Source organism: Celeribacter arenosi (assembly GCF_039539485.1).
Classification (GTDB): domain Bacteria; phylum Pseudomonadota; class Alphaproteobacteria; order Rhodobacterales; family Rhodobacteraceae; genus Celeribacter; species Celeribacter arenosi.
Genome location: NZ_BAABDF010000007.1, coordinates 623,199 through 635,954 on the forward strand (window position 1 = coordinate 623,199; position 12,756 = coordinate 635,954).

Consider the following 12,756-nt stretch of genomic DNA (forward strand, 5'->3'; position numbering starts at 1 on the left):
CCCTAAGGGTAGGCATCCCGCCGCGCTATACCCGACTAAAACACCCTGAAAAGGCTCAAGATTCGCGACGGTTCGTGAAAACCGCAAGCGCGTTCGGGAAATGCCGTTCCGTGAGCAAAAAAACTTCTAAAAGTTGGCAGAACTAGGAGATTTGACGACTTCGGTTTGGTTGACCATGCACGCACAGAGGGATAAACCACGACAAGCTTAAGCACGCGCGCCTGAAAGCTATTTCTGATCAGGCGCAGACAAGGAGCCGCTCGTGGAAGACTTGCTACGGGAATACCTTCCCATCGTCATTTTCCTCGGCCTCGCCATCGCGCTGGGTCTTGTATTTATCTTTGCTGCCCTCATCGTTGCCGTTCGCAATCCCGATCCTGAAAAAGTTTCGGCCTACGAATGTGGTTTCAACGCCTTCGATGACGCGCGCATGAAGTTCGACGTGAGGTTCTACCTCGTCTCGATCCTCTTCATCATTTTTGATCTGGAAATCGCATTCCTGTTTCCATGGGCGGTTGCGTTCAAGGATGTGGGTTTGGTCGGCTTCTGGTCGATGATGGTATTCCTGACGGTTCTGACCGTCGGATTTGCATATGAATGGAAGAAGGGGGCTCTCGAATGGGCGTGACCACTGGCGCGAATACCGCAGGTGCTGACAAAGAGCACGCCACACAGACCCTCAATCGCGAGCTTCAGGACAAGGGCTTTTTGCTCACCTCCACCGAAGACATCATCAACTGGGCGCGGACCGGTTCGCTGCACTGGATGACATTCGGTCTGGCCTGTTGCGCTGTCGAGATGATGCACACCTCCATGCCCCGCTACGACCTCGAACGGTATGGCACAGCGCCGCGCGCTTCTCCGCGTCAGTCCGACCTCATGATTGTGGCGGGAACCCTGACGAACAAAATGGCCCCTGCGCTGCGCAAGGTTTACGACCAAATGCCGGAGCCGCGCTACGTGATCTCGATGGGGTCCTGCGCCAATGGTGGCGGTTACTACCATTACAGCTACTCGGTCGTGCGTGGTTGCGACCGGATCGTTCCGGTCGATATCTATGTGCCCGGTTGTCCACCGACAGCAGAGGCATTGATGTACGGCATCCTGCAGTTGCAGCGCAAAATGCGCCGCACCGGCACCATCGCGCGCTAAGGAGACCGACCCATGAGCGAAGCACTCAAGGAACTGGGCGCCCATATTGAGCTCAAACGCCCCGATGACGTGGTCTCGGTTGCGGTGAACTTTGACGAATTGGAAATCACGATCACGCCGACCGGACTGGTCGATTTCGTCGAATTCCTGAAAACGGATGGCACGTGCAAATTTTCCACGCTGGTCGATATTACGGCCGTGGATTACCCCGAGCGCGAACAGCGTTTCGATGTCGTCTACCATTTCCTGTCGATGTATCAAAACCACCGCATCCGCATCCGCTGTGCGGTGCGTGAGACCGAGAACTGCCCGTCGATCATTGCGATCCATCCGAGTGCCGGTTGGTTCGAGCGCGAAGTCTACGACATGTTCGGCATTATTTTCTCGGGTCACCCCGACATGCGTCGTTTGCTGACCGATTACGGTTTCCGCGGTCACCCGTTGCGCAAAGATTTCCCGACCACAGGCTACACAGAAGTGCGCTACGACGAAGAACTCAAACGTGTTGTCTATGAACCAGTCAAGCTCGTGCAGGAATACCGCCAGTTCGACAGTCTCTCTCCGTGGGAAGGCGCGAAATATATCCTTCCCGGCGACGAGAAGCAGGAGGCCTAAGAATTGCGTCTCCCCTCTCTCATGTTCTGTGTCGGAGCGACAAAGGCAGGTACGTCCTGGCTTTACCGCTACCTGCATGGTCATGACGAGGTCGCGCTTGCCGCGATCAAAGAGGCGCATTTCTTCGACACCATCGATTTCGATGACTTCGAATTTCAGATCGGCGCTTTTGAAGATCGTGTTCGCGACATGAAAAGCGCGAAGGCGACCGCCGAGGCGAACGGCAATATTTGGAAAGCGGAAAACCTGTCCGCGCAGATCGCTGATCTCGAACGGCTGATTTCCGCATTGCGTCAGGGTGAAGAGGGGCTTCCGGCCTATCTGGACTACGTCTTTTCCCAAGCGGGCGCAGGCACGCGGGTGGTGGGAGACATCACACCCTCTTACGCGCTGTTGTCGCAAGAGCGGTTGGCGATGATGGCCGGTCTCACCGATGATGTGCGCATCGTCTATTTGATGCGCGATCCCGTTGAACGCCTCTGGTCTCACGTGCGCATGCAGGCAAAACGCAACTGCCCGCCGCACAAGACACTGGCGCAGAAATCGCGCGGCATTCTAAAGCGCGTGACCCACAACCAACACGAAGGTCACATCATGGCGCGGGGCGATTACGCCGCAGCGGTGGCCAAGCTGAAAAAGGCTGTGCCGGCCGAAAAGCTCCACATCGAGTTTTCCGAGCGGCTCTATACCGAGGATGGCTTGCGCAAGCTGTGCCATTTTCTCGACATCACCTACAAACCCGGGGACATGGAAAGACGTGTCCACGAAGGTGTGCAAATTGAACTTGAAGACGACATGCGTGGTTGGGCGGCCGAATATCTCGCGCCCCAATACGCCTATGTCGAAGAGCATATCGGCGCATTGCCAGAGGCATGGCAGGCGAACAGAGTGAGGGTCTCGTAAGATGGACGGCAACGTGGGCGACGTGCAAAGCGGCGAACAGAAGATCCGCAACTTCAACATCAACTTCGGTCCGCAGCACCCTGCGGCACACGGAGTGTTGCGGATGGTTCTCGAACTTGACGGTGAAGTCGTGGAACGCGCGGATCCGCATATCGGACTTCTTCATCGCGGCACCGAAAAGCTGATGGAGAGCCGCACTTATCTCCAGAACCTTCCCTATCTCGACCGCCTCGACTACGTGCCGCCGATGAATCAGGAACACGCATGGTGTCTGGCCATCGAAAAACTCGCAGGCGTGGATATTCCACGTCGTGCCTCGCTCATTCGCGTGCTGTATTCCGAGATCGGTCGCGTGCTCAACCACCTGCTCAACGTCACCACCGGTGCGATGGATGTGGGTGCGCTGACACCTCCGCTTTGGGGTTTTGAAGAGCGCGAAAAGCTGATGATCTTCTACGAACGGGCGAGTGGCGCGCGCCTTCACGCCGCCTATTTCCGTCCCGGTGGTGTCCATCAGGACCTGCCACCCGAATTGCTCGATGATATCGACGAGTGGGCCGATCATTTCCCCAAAGTGCTCGACGATATCCAGTCGCTGCTGACTGAGAACCGGATTTTCAAACAGCGTACCGTGGACATCGGCATCGTGAGCGAAGAAGAAATCCTCGACTGGGGTTTCTCCGGCGTTATGGCACGGGGCACGGGCCTCGCGTGGGATTTGCGTCGCAGCCAGCCCTATGAATGCTACGACGAGTTCGATTTCCAAATTCCCGTCGGGACCAGTGGCGATTGCTACGACCGCTATCTGTGCCGGACCTACGAGATGTATGAATCGACCCGCATCATCAAACAGGCAATCGCCAAATTGCGTGAGCCCGAAGGGCAGGGGGACATCCTTGCGCGCGGAAAACTCACACCACCAAAACGTGCGGAAATGAAGACCTCCATGGAGGCTCTCATCCATCACTTCAAACTCTACACCGAGGGCTTCAAGCTTCCAAAAGGCGAAGTTTATGCCGCCGTGGAAGCCCCCAAGGGCGAGTTTGGCGTGTACATGGTTTCCGACGGAACCAACAAACCCTACCGCGCCAAGCTTCGCGCGCCCGGGTTCCTTCATTTGCAGGCGATGGACCATATGGCAAAGGGGCATTTGCTTGCCGACGTATCCGCCATCATCGCAACCATGGACGTCGTCTTCGGGGAGATTGACCGCTAATGCTTCGCCGCCTCCACCACGAACAACCCGAAAGCTTCGCCTTTACGCCCGCCAATCAGGCATGGGCCGAGGCACAGATCACGAAATATCCCGAAGGTCGTCAGCAATCTGCGGTTATTCCGTTGTTGTGGCGTGCACAAGAGCAGGAAGGCTGGCTGACCAAGCCCGCGATCGAAGGTATCGCGGACATGCTCGGGATGCCTTACATTCGTGTGCTCGAAGTCGCGACATTCTACTTCATGTTCCAACTCCAACCGGTTGGCTCCGTCGCCCATATCCAGATTTGCGGCACCCTGTCCTGCATGATCTGTGGCGCCGAGGATCTGATTGCCGTGTGCCGCGAAAAGATCGCACCGAACCCGCATCAACTGTCTGCTGATGGCAAGTTCTCGTGGGAAGAGGTCGAATGCCTTGGCGCCTGCGCGAACGCGCCCATGGCCCAGATCGGCAAGGACTACTACGAAGATCTCAGCACCGATAATTTTGCGACGCTTCTGGACAATATGGCCGCAGGTAAAGTGCCACTGCCCGGACCGCAAAACGGCCGCTATGCAGCCGAGCCATTGAAGGGGCTGACGTCGCTCACCGAGTTTGAATCGGGCAAGCATCAACACAATGCCTCCGTCGGCCTTGCCGCTGATCTGGGCGATACTCTCAAACGGATCGATGGCACCGAAGTGCCTCTCCTGACGCCGTGGATCGTGAAATCCGGTGGAAAAGCAAAGGCACAGCCGCCCAAACCCGCAGCACCTGCAAAGTCCGCGGTTCAGCAGGCGGCAGAAGCCAAAGCGAAATCAGCCAAGCCTTCAAAAACCAAAACTGCCGATGCAACGGGCGCGACGGTTCAGGAAGCTAAGGCCAAGTCTAGCGCAAAACCCAAAACATCCGCCAAAGGGAACAAACCAAACACGCCCGCCGCAAAGGCCGCACCAGCCGAGGTTGCGTCAACGCCGGGCGCGCAGAAAAAGCCACGCACGCTTAGCGCGCCGCGCAAATCCGGTGCGGATGATCTCAAAATGATCAAAGGAGTTGGTCCCAAACTGGAAGCCATGCTTCACACGCTCGGGTTCTTCCACTTCGATCAGATTTCAAAATGGACCGCCAACGAAGTTGCCTGGGTGGACCAGAACCTTGAAGGCTTCAAAGGTCGCGTCAGCCGTGACAATTGGGTCGAACAGGCCAAAATCCTCGCCGAAGGCGGCGAAACCGAATTCTCGAAACGGGCAAAATACTGATAACGTATAAAAAGCTGCCACAAAAAAGGCGGCAGACCACAGGGAAATGGGTGAAGGAGTTAAAAGATGAGTGACACGAATTCGTCGAAAACGACGAGGATCTGGACCATCGCGGCGATTTGCGGCGTTTTGGCCTTTTTGGCGCTATTGTTTTTGGCAAGCTATTCCACGATCGCATCCGTGATTGTCGGGGTTCTGGTAGCTTTGCTCGTGGCGATCCTGCTTTGGATCGGCTGGTACGAAGACGAGGCGTCGACAACGGTTGATCGCAGTTCTGCGGGCCACGCGAGCGCTGAGGCGACCCGTACCGGTGTCATGCACACGGCGTCTATCGGCGATGAACCCGCTTCGGCCGCGACCGAGATCGAAGTTGATCACCCACGCAGCAAACCGCACCCCGTCGCCGAAAAAACGGCAGATGTCAGCGTGGCGCAATCTGCGCCGGTAACGGCACCCGCGGCAGAGGCAAGCGTCGCAAAGGTCGAGGCTGCGCCTGCCGCCGCACCGGTCGCAAAATCCGCAGCGGCCAAAAAGCCCGCCGCGGCAAAAGCACCTGCGAAAAAGGCAGCGGCACCCAAAGCGACCGCCTCAAAAGCGACTGCCAAGAAACCGACGGCCAAGAAAGCCGCTGCGCCGAAGACGGCAGCTGCCAAACCGGCCACCGCGAAACCTGCCACGGCTAAAACCGCTGCAGATAAGCCTGCCGCAAAAGCTGCAGCCAAACCAAAAGCTGCAGCGCCTGCACGCAAAGCAGTAGCTGCCGATGGCAAACCGGAATTCCTGTCTGCCGCTCGCGCAGGCGGTCCGGACGATCTCAAACAGATCAAAGGTGTAGGCCCGAAAATGGAGGCACTTCTTCATTCTATGGGTGTCTATCACTTCGACCAAGTTGGCGGATGGCGTGCCAAAGAGGTGAAGTGGATGGACGACAACCTCGCCGGTTTCAAAGGCCGTGTCACCCGTGACGAGTGGGTGAAACAGGCCAAGGTTCTGGCAAAAGGCGGGGAGACCGAGTTCTCCTCGAAAGTGAAAAAGGGCGGCGTCTACTGACGCCGTGACGGAAGATGGCAACCGAGGAAGAGATACGTCTGGCGCGAAAAGCCCGCATGGTCGGGATTGTCATAGCCGCCACGATGGTTCTCTGGCTCGGGGCCCAATGGATCGGGGGGAAGATGGAGCTGCCAACGCGGTTTGTCTTCCTCTTCGATCTGGCAGCGATCGCCGCTTTCGTGTGGTCGTTTGTAGTGATTTATCAGATCTGGCGTGCGCGCCAGCAGGACTGAAGGGATAACGGGCGATGCTCAAGGATCAGGATCGGATCTTTACCAATATCTACGGGATGCATGAGCGCACTTTGAAAGGCGCCAAAGCCCGTGGGCATTGGGATGGGACAGCGGGCATCATCGCCAATGGTCGCGACTGGATCGTCGACCAGATGAAGGCATCCGGCCTGCGCGGTCGTGGCGGCGCGGGTTTCCCGACCGGTCTCAAATGGTCCTTTATGCCCAAGGAAACGGATGGTCGCCCGTCCTACCTCGTGGTGAACGCCGACGAATCCGAGCCGGGCACCTGTAAAGACCGCGAAATTATGCGCCACGATCCGCATACGCTGATTGAGGGTTGTCTCATCGCGTCCTTCGCGATGGGGGCAAATGCGGCCTACATCTATCTGCGCGGCGAATACATCCGCGAACGTGAAGCGCTTCAGGCCGCGATCGACGAGGCCTATGATGCGGGACTTCTCGGACCGAATGCCGCGAAATCCGGCTGGGATTTCGACCTCTACCTGCACCACGGAGCGGGGGCCTACATCTGCGGGGAAGAAACCGCGCTGATCGAGAGCCTTGAGGGCAAAAAGGGTATGCCGCGGATGAAACCGCCGTTTCCCGCCGGTGCCGGCCTTTATGGCTGCCCGACGACTGTGAACAATGTTGAATCCATCGCCGTTGTGCCCACGATCCTGCGTCGTGGCCCCGAGTGGTTTGCAGGCTTTGGTCGCCCCAATAACGCGGGCACCAAACTCTTTGCGATCTCCGGCCATGTGAACAACCCCTGCGTTGTCGAAGAAGCGATGAGCATTTCCTTCGAAGAGCTGATCGAAAAGCATTGCGGCGGTATTCGCGGCGGCTGGAGCAACCTGCAGGCCGTGATCCCCGGTGGTTCTTCCGTGCCCTGTGTGCGCGGTGAGGACATGAAAGACGCGATCATGGACTTTGATTACCTGCGTGGCGAACTGGGCTCCGGCCTTGGCACCGCTGCGGTGATCGTCATGGACAAGAACGTCGACATCATCAAAGCGATCTGGCGTCTTGCCGCTTTCTACAAACATGAAAGCTGTGGCCAGTGTACGCCGTGCCGCGAAGGCACCGGCTGGATGATGCGCGTCATGGACCGCCTTGTGCGCGGCGAGGCGGAGCTCGAAGAGATCGACATGCTCTGGGATGTCACAAAACAGGTCGAAGGGCACACGATCTGTGCGCTCGGCGATGCTGCGGCGTGGCCAATTCAGGGTTTGATCAAGAATTTCCGTGGCGAGATCGAAGACCGGATCAAGGCACAGAAATCCGGTCGCATCAGCGCAGTGGCCGCGGAGTAATTACACCGATGCAACAAGCCACCCACCATATTGCGGAACTCAACGTCGGGCGTCTCATCGCCCCGACGGATGATCCGCGCGTGGGTGAGTTCATGGAAAGCCTCGACCGCATCAATAGCCTGGGTAAACGCATGCCGGGTTTTGTGTGGATGATGGAGGGCTCCGGAGAACCGGGCACCGGGAACACGGCGGCAAAGATTGACGGAGACCCACAGTTCGTTTCGAATCTGACTGTGTGGGAAGATGTCGCCACGCTCGAAAATTTCGTGTTCAACACGGTGCACAAACAGTTTTACGACCGCCGCGAAGAGTGGTTCGAGGTGCTGGGAAAACAGCATTTCGTCATGTGGTGGATCGAAAAAGGGCATAAGCCCACCTTGGACGAGGCGCTCGAACGTCTTGCCTACAAAGAAAAACATGGGGACACCGACCACGCCTTTGGCTGGTCGTATCTGAAAGAGGCCAAACTTTTCCGTGAGAAAAGTTGTCGGCCGATAGCGGCGGAGTAGTCCCGAATGAAATTTGTAAAACCCCTTATCCTCTCTCTGTTTCTCGCCTCGCCGGCTGCGGCGCTGGCGCCATTGCACGATGTTAAGGAAATCGACGACCAGATGATGGCAATCGCCATCGCCATCGAGGTGAGCGACAAATGCGGCTCCATTGCCCCGCGCACTCTCAAGGGATTGGGCTTTCTGTGGTCGTTGAAAGATAAGGCATCGAAGATGGGGTATTCGGATGATGAAATCCGCAACTACATCGACAGCGATGCGGAACAGGCGCGGATGCGCGAAAAGGCCTATGCCTATGCCCGCAATGCAGGGTTTGATCCGACCAAAGTGTCGGGTCTCTGTGCTCTGGGTAAAAGCGAAATCGAAAAGGGCAGCCTGATCGGCTCGTTCTTGCGTTTGAAATGAATTTGATCGCCGATTTGGCGGTTGACGATGACAGGGGCGTGCAGGACACGCTCAAGGACAAGATGAGGGGGGCGGCGCGCCGCCGCCCTCGCGCAACACAGGTGAATTGACCATGGCAGATACGCGCAAAATCATTATCGACGGGGGCGAGGTCGAAGTCGATCCGGCCATGACGATCCTTCAGGCCTGTGAAGTGGCCGGGATCGAAGTGCCGCGCTTTTGCTACCACGAACGTCTCTCGATCGCGGGCAACTGCCGTATGTGCCTTGTTGAAGTGGTCGGCGGCCCGCCCAAACCTGCGGCCTCCTGTGCGATGCAGGTCAAGGATCTGCGTCCCGGTCCGGAAGGCCAGCCGCCGGTCGTAAAGACCAATTCGCCCATGGTGAAAAAGGCGCGCGAGGGGGTGATGGAATTCCTACTCATCAACCACCCACTTGATTGCCCGATCTGTGACCAAGGGGGCGAATGCGACCTGCAGGATCAGGCCATGGCCTACGGCGTTGATTTCTCGCGTTTCCGCGAGCCAAAGCGTGCAACCGAGGATCTCGATCTCGGGCCGCTGGTGGGAACGGCAATGACGCGCTGCATTTCCTGCACGCGCTGCGTGCGGTTCACCACCGAGGTCGCGGGCATCACCCAGATGGGCCAAACCGGTCGCGGCGAAGATTCCGAGATCACAACCTATCTCAACCAGACACTCGCCTCGAACCTGCAGGGTAACATCATCGACCTATGCCCGGTCGGCGCATTGACGTCGAAACCCTACGCCTTCACCGCGCGTCCGTGGGAGTTGACCAAGACCGAAACCATCGACGTGATGGACGCGCTCGGCTCCAACATTCGCGTGGACACCAAGGGTCGCGAAGTGATGCGCATCCTGCCACGCAACCACGACGGCGTGAATGAGGAATGGATTTCCGACAAAACGCGCTTTGTCTGGGACGGTCTGCGACGTCAGCGACTGGATACTCCTTACATCCGCAAAGACGGTAAGCTGCAAAAAGCCACGTGGTCAGAGGCGCTCGGAGCCGCTGCTACTGCGATGAAGGGCAAAAAAGTCGCCGGTCTTGTTGGCGATCTGGTTCCGACAGAAGCGGCCTTCGCGCTCAAGACTATGGTTGAAGGTCTGGGTGGTTCCGTCGAATGTCGTGTGGACGGCGCGAAACTGCCCGCCGACAATCGTTCGGCCTATGTCGGCACAGCAACCATCGACGATATCGATAGCGCGGATATGATCCAGCTCATCGGCACCAACCCGCGCGATGAAGCGCCGGTGCTGAATGCGCGCATCCGCCGTGCATGGGCACGGGGTGCTGTTGTCGGGCTGATTGGCGAAGCCGTTGATCTTACGTATGAATACGTACATGTCGGCACAGACCGCGCCTCCCTGATCGACACCGCCGCCAAAGAGATTTCGGCCGCGACACGGGATGGCAAGAAGACACTCGTCATCATCGGGCAGGGCGCTCTCACCGAGGCAGATGGCGAAGCCGTTCTGTCACAGGCGATGAAACTGGCCGAAAATGCCGGCGCTAAATTCATGGTTCTGCACACCGCCGCCGGCCGCGTTGGCGCGATGGATGTTGGTGCGACAACCGATGGCGGAATGACGGCTGCGCTCAAAGGGGCGGAAGTGATCTACAACCTCGGCGCAGACGAAGTTGAAATCGCGCCAGGTGCCTTTGTGATCTACCAGGGCTCGCACGGCGACCGTGGCGCACACCGCGCAGACATTATTCTGCCCGGCGCAGCCTATCCCGAAGAGGCCGGCCTGTTTGTGAACACCGAAGGTCGCCCGCAACTCGCGCTGCGCGCATCGTTCCCTCCGGGTGATGCGAAAGAGAATTGGGCGATTTTGCGCGCCCTGTCCGCAGAAGTCGGCCAGACTTTGCCCTATGACAACCTCGCCGGTTTGCGCCGCGCCCTCGTAGACGCCGTGCCGCATCTGGGCGCTATCGACGAAGTGCCGCAAAACGCATGGACACCGATCAAGGAGTCCAAGCCGGCCAAGGCGACGCTGCGCAACGCAGTGAAAGATTTCTACCTCACCAACCCGATTACACGGGCAAGCCAACTGATGGCCGAACTCTCGGCGATCGCAAAAGCGCGCCGTGAAGAGGCGATTGCGGCCGAGTGATGACGCGTCGGGCACACATATCGCTTCGCGCCATCTGTGGATCGGCTTTGGTTGCTTGCACGACGCTGGCAGCCTGCGCCATGTCGACGGAACCGGATGTCGAGGCAGGCCCCGTGAGCGCGCCCAAAAGCGCGCGCTTCACGGTTGTCGAAGTGCTGCCCTTTGACGATGAATTGGTGAATATTTTCCTGGAAGGGCGCGGCTTTTTGCGCAAGGAACACATGGATGCTTTTAGCGAATGCGCGGCCGCCGGCTATGCGCAATCGCAAGGACTTGGATTTGCCCGTCATCTGCGGACAAATCTTTCGAATGAGGGTGGAATTTGGCGCGCGGATGCTGTTTACACCATCTCGCCAGCACTCCCCGTGGGACAGCACGTCATCGACGCAGAAACGATGGTGGAAAGTTGCGCGGACAGACGAATACCGACGGTGTGAGAGGCTAAATCATGGTCGAATTTTTCACGACAACAAATCTGGGGATCGCGCTGCTTGTGCTCGGTCAGTGCCTCTTGGTGCTGCTCCCGCTCTTTGTAGCGCTCGCCTTCCTGATGTACGCCGACCGCAAAGTCTGGGCTGCTGTCCAGATGCGCAAAGGGCCGAACATCGTAGGTGTCTTTGGTCTGTTGCAGTCTTTCGCGGACTTTATCAAATACATCGTCAAAGAAGTCGTGGTGCCTGCGGGCGCTGACAAATTCGTCTTCTATCTTGCGCCGATGATTACCTTTGTCACCGCCTGTATCGCCTGGGTTGCGATCCCGTGGAACGACGGGTGGGTGATCGCGGATCTCAATGTCGCTATTCTCTACATCTTCGCGATCTCATCGCTGGAAGTGTACGGCGTGATCATGGGGGGCTGGGCTTCGAACTCGAAATATCCGTTCCTCGGGTCGCTTCGCTCTGCCGCGCAGATGATTTCCTATGAGGTGTCGATCGGTCTCATCATCATCGGTGTGATCATTTCGACCGGTTCTCTGAACTTCGGGGACATTGTCGCCGCGCAGGATGGCCGCTTCGGCATCTTCTCGTGGTACTGGATCCCGCATTTCCCGATGGTTGTGCTGTTCTTCGTCTCCGCGCTCGCGGAAACCAACCGCCCTCCATTCGATCTGCCAGAAGCTGAATCCGAACTCGTTGCAGGCTATCAGGTTGAATACTCTTCGACGCCGTTCCTCCTGTTCATGATGGGCGAACTCATGGCCGTCGTGCTTATGTGTGCTCTCGTCAGCCTGTTGTTCTTTGGTGGCTGGCTGTCGCCCATTCCCGGCCTGCCTGATGGCATCCTGTGGCTCATCCTCAAAATGGGCTTCTTCTTCTTCATCTTCTCGATGGTCAAAGCCATCGTGCCGCGCTACCGCTACGACCAACTCATGCGGATCGGTTGGAAAGTGTTCCTGCCTATGTCGCTTGCCTGGGTCGTTCTCGTAGCATTTTTCGCTCAATTTGGCGCTTTCGGCGGGGCTTATGCCCGCTGGGCTCTGGGAGGTTAACACATGGCTCTCGACTACACCCGTGCCGTGAAATATTTCCTGATGACCGACATCATTGCCGGTTTCAGAGTTGGGCTGAAATACTTCTTCGCGCCCAAGGCCACGATCAACTACCCGCACGAAAAGGGGCCTTTGTCTCCGCGTTTTCGTGGCGAGCACGCTCTGCGCCGGTATCCAAACGGCGAAGAACGTTGCATCGCGTGCAAACTCTGCGAGGCGATTTGCCCCGCTCAGGCGATTACTATCGATGCCGAACCACGCGAAGATGGCTCGCGCCGCACCACGCGCTACGACATTGATATGACAAAATGCATCTACTGCGGATTCTGTCAGGAAGCCTGTCCGGTCGACGCCATCGTTGAGGGGCCGAATTTCGAATTCGCGACCGAGACCCGCGAAGAGCTTTTCTACGACAAAGCCAAGCTTCTCGAGAATGGCGAACGTTGGGAAGCGGAAATCGCGCGCAACCTCGAACTCGATGCGCCGTATCGCTAAGGAA

15 protein-coding genes are annotated in these 12,756 nt (G+C 57.7%); all 15 read left to right on the forward strand.

The window, feature by feature from the left end:
* Positions 1-262 precede the first annotated feature (262 nt).
* Positions 263-628, forward strand: coding sequence for an NADH-quinone oxidoreductase subunit A (locus tag ABD815_RS10670; RefSeq protein WP_344847076.1), 366 nt, complete (start codon positions 263-265; stop codon positions 626-628).
* Positions 619-1,152, forward strand: a complete 534-nt coding sequence (locus ABD815_RS10675) for a NuoB/complex I 20 kDa subunit family protein (RefSeq protein WP_344847077.1) — start codon at positions 619-621, stop codon at positions 1,150-1,152. The genes ABD815_RS10670 and ABD815_RS10675 overlap by 10 nt, the downstream gene beginning before the upstream one ends.
* Positions 1,153-1,164: 12 nt before the next feature.
* A complete protein-coding gene (locus ABD815_RS10680) occupies positions 1,165-1,767 on the forward strand; it encodes an NADH-quinone oxidoreductase subunit C (protein ID WP_344847078.1) in 603 nt (200 codons plus the stop codon).
* A gap of 3 nt (positions 1,768-1,770) precedes the next feature.
* On the forward strand, positions 1,771-2,670 hold the full coding sequence (locus ABD815_RS10685; RefSeq protein ID WP_344847079.1) for a sulfotransferase: 900 nt from the start codon (positions 1,771-1,773) through the stop codon (positions 2,668-2,670).
* A gap of 1 nt (position 2,671) precedes the next feature.
* The gene (locus ABD815_RS10690; RefSeq protein WP_344847080.1) at positions 2,672-3,886 is read left to right on the forward strand and encodes an NADH-quinone oxidoreductase subunit D; all 1,215 of its coding nucleotides are present in this window, start codon (positions 2,672-2,674) and stop codon (positions 3,884-3,886) included.
* Entirely contained in the window at positions 3,886-5,121 is a 1,236-nt protein-coding gene (locus ABD815_RS10695) for an NADH-quinone oxidoreductase subunit E (protein ID WP_344847081.1), read from the forward strand. Before ABD815_RS10690 ends, ABD815_RS10695 begins: the two co-directional genes overlap by 1 nt.
* A gap of 66 nt (positions 5,122-5,187) precedes the next feature.
* Complete coding sequence (locus tag ABD815_RS10700; protein ID WP_344847083.1) at positions 5,188-6,171, forward strand: NADH-quinone oxidoreductase subunit E; 984 nt, start codon at positions 5,188-5,190, stop codon at positions 6,169-6,171.
* 14 nt (positions 6,172-6,185) lie between these two features.
* Positions 6,186-6,404: a DUF5337 domain-containing protein gene (locus ABD815_RS10705; protein ID WP_344847085.1), complete on the forward strand. Its 219-nt coding sequence runs from the start codon at positions 6,186-6,188 to the stop codon at positions 6,402-6,404.
* Positions 6,405-6,418: 14 nt separating this feature from the next.
* Complete coding sequence (gene nuoF / locus ABD815_RS10710) at positions 6,419-7,717, forward strand: NADH-quinone oxidoreductase subunit NuoF (protein ID WP_344847087.1); 1,299 nt, start codon at positions 6,419-6,421, stop codon at positions 7,715-7,717.
* Between the two features lie 8 nt (positions 7,718-7,725).
* Entirely contained in the window at positions 7,726-8,226 is a 501-nt protein-coding gene (locus ABD815_RS10715; RefSeq protein ID WP_344847089.1) for a DUF3291 domain-containing protein, read from the forward strand.
* 6 nt (positions 8,227-8,232) lie between these two features.
* The gene (locus ABD815_RS10720) at positions 8,233-8,631 is read left to right on the forward strand and encodes a DUF5333 domain-containing protein (RefSeq protein ID WP_344847090.1); all 399 of its coding nucleotides are present in this window, start codon (positions 8,233-8,235) and stop codon (positions 8,629-8,631) included.
* Between the two features lie 112 nt (positions 8,632-8,743).
* Positions 8,744-10,768, forward strand: a complete 2,025-nt coding sequence (gene nuoG, locus ABD815_RS10725; protein ID WP_344847091.1) for an NADH-quinone oxidoreductase subunit NuoG — start codon at positions 8,744-8,746, stop codon at positions 10,766-10,768.
* Positions 10,769-10,881: 113 nt separating this feature from the next.
* Positions 10,882-11,205, forward strand: coding sequence for a hypothetical protein (locus ABD815_RS10730; RefSeq protein WP_344847092.1), 324 nt, complete (start codon positions 10,882-10,884; stop codon positions 11,203-11,205).
* Positions 11,206-11,216: 11 nt separating this feature from the next.
* Positions 11,217-12,257, forward strand: coding sequence for an NADH-quinone oxidoreductase subunit NuoH (gene nuoH, locus ABD815_RS10735; protein ID WP_344847094.1), 1,041 nt, complete (start codon positions 11,217-11,219; stop codon positions 12,255-12,257).
* Between the two features lie 3 nt (positions 12,258-12,260).
* Positions 12,261-12,752, forward strand: a complete 492-nt coding sequence (gene nuoI, locus ABD815_RS10740; protein ID WP_344847096.1) for an NADH-quinone oxidoreductase subunit NuoI — start codon at positions 12,261-12,263, stop codon at positions 12,750-12,752.
* The last annotated feature ends 4 nt before the right edge of the window (positions 12,753-12,756 follow it).

Excerpts from the sequence above, each read along its gene's own strand:
- ABD815_RS10720 (WP_344847090.1), top strand. The coding sequence starts at position 8,233 with ATGAAATTTGTAAAACCCCTTATCCTCTCTCTGTTTCTCGCCTCGCCG.
- nuoH (WP_344847094.1), top strand. The coding sequence starts at position 11,217 with ATGGTCGAATTTTTCACGACAACAAATCTGGGGATCGCGCTGCTTGTG.
- ABD815_RS10690 (WP_344847080.1), top strand. The coding sequence starts at position 2,672 with ATGGACGGCAACGTGGGCGACGTGCAAAGCGGCGAACAGAAGATCCGC.
- ABD815_RS10680 (WP_344847078.1), top strand. The coding sequence starts at position 1,165 with ATGAGCGAAGCACTCAAGGAACTGGGCGCCCATATTGAGCTCAAACGC.
- ABD815_RS10715 (WP_344847089.1), top strand. The coding sequence starts at position 7,726 with ATGCAACAAGCCACCCACCATATTGCGGAACTCAACGTCGGGCGTCTC.
- nuoF (WP_344847087.1), top strand. The coding sequence starts at position 6,419 with ATGCTCAAGGATCAGGATCGGATCTTTACCAATATCTACGGGATGCAT.
- nuoI (WP_344847096.1), top strand. The coding sequence starts at position 12,261 with ATGGCTCTCGACTACACCCGTGCCGTGAAATATTTCCTGATGACCGAC.
- ABD815_RS10675 (WP_344847077.1), top strand. The coding sequence starts at position 619 with ATGGGCGTGACCACTGGCGCGAATACCGCAGGTGCTGACAAAGAGCAC.
- nuoG (WP_344847091.1), top strand. The coding sequence starts at position 8,744 with ATGGCAGATACGCGCAAAATCATTATCGACGGGGGCGAGGTCGAAGTC.
- ABD815_RS10705 (WP_344847085.1), top strand. The coding sequence starts at position 6,186 with ATGGCAACCGAGGAAGAGATACGTCTGGCGCGAAAAGCCCGCATGGTC.
- ABD815_RS10695 (WP_344847081.1), top strand. The coding sequence starts at position 3,886 with ATGCTTCGCCGCCTCCACCACGAACAACCCGAAAGCTTCGCCTTTACG.
- ABD815_RS10700 (WP_344847083.1), top strand. The coding sequence starts at position 5,188 with ATGAGTGACACGAATTCGTCGAAAACGACGAGGATCTGGACCATCGCG.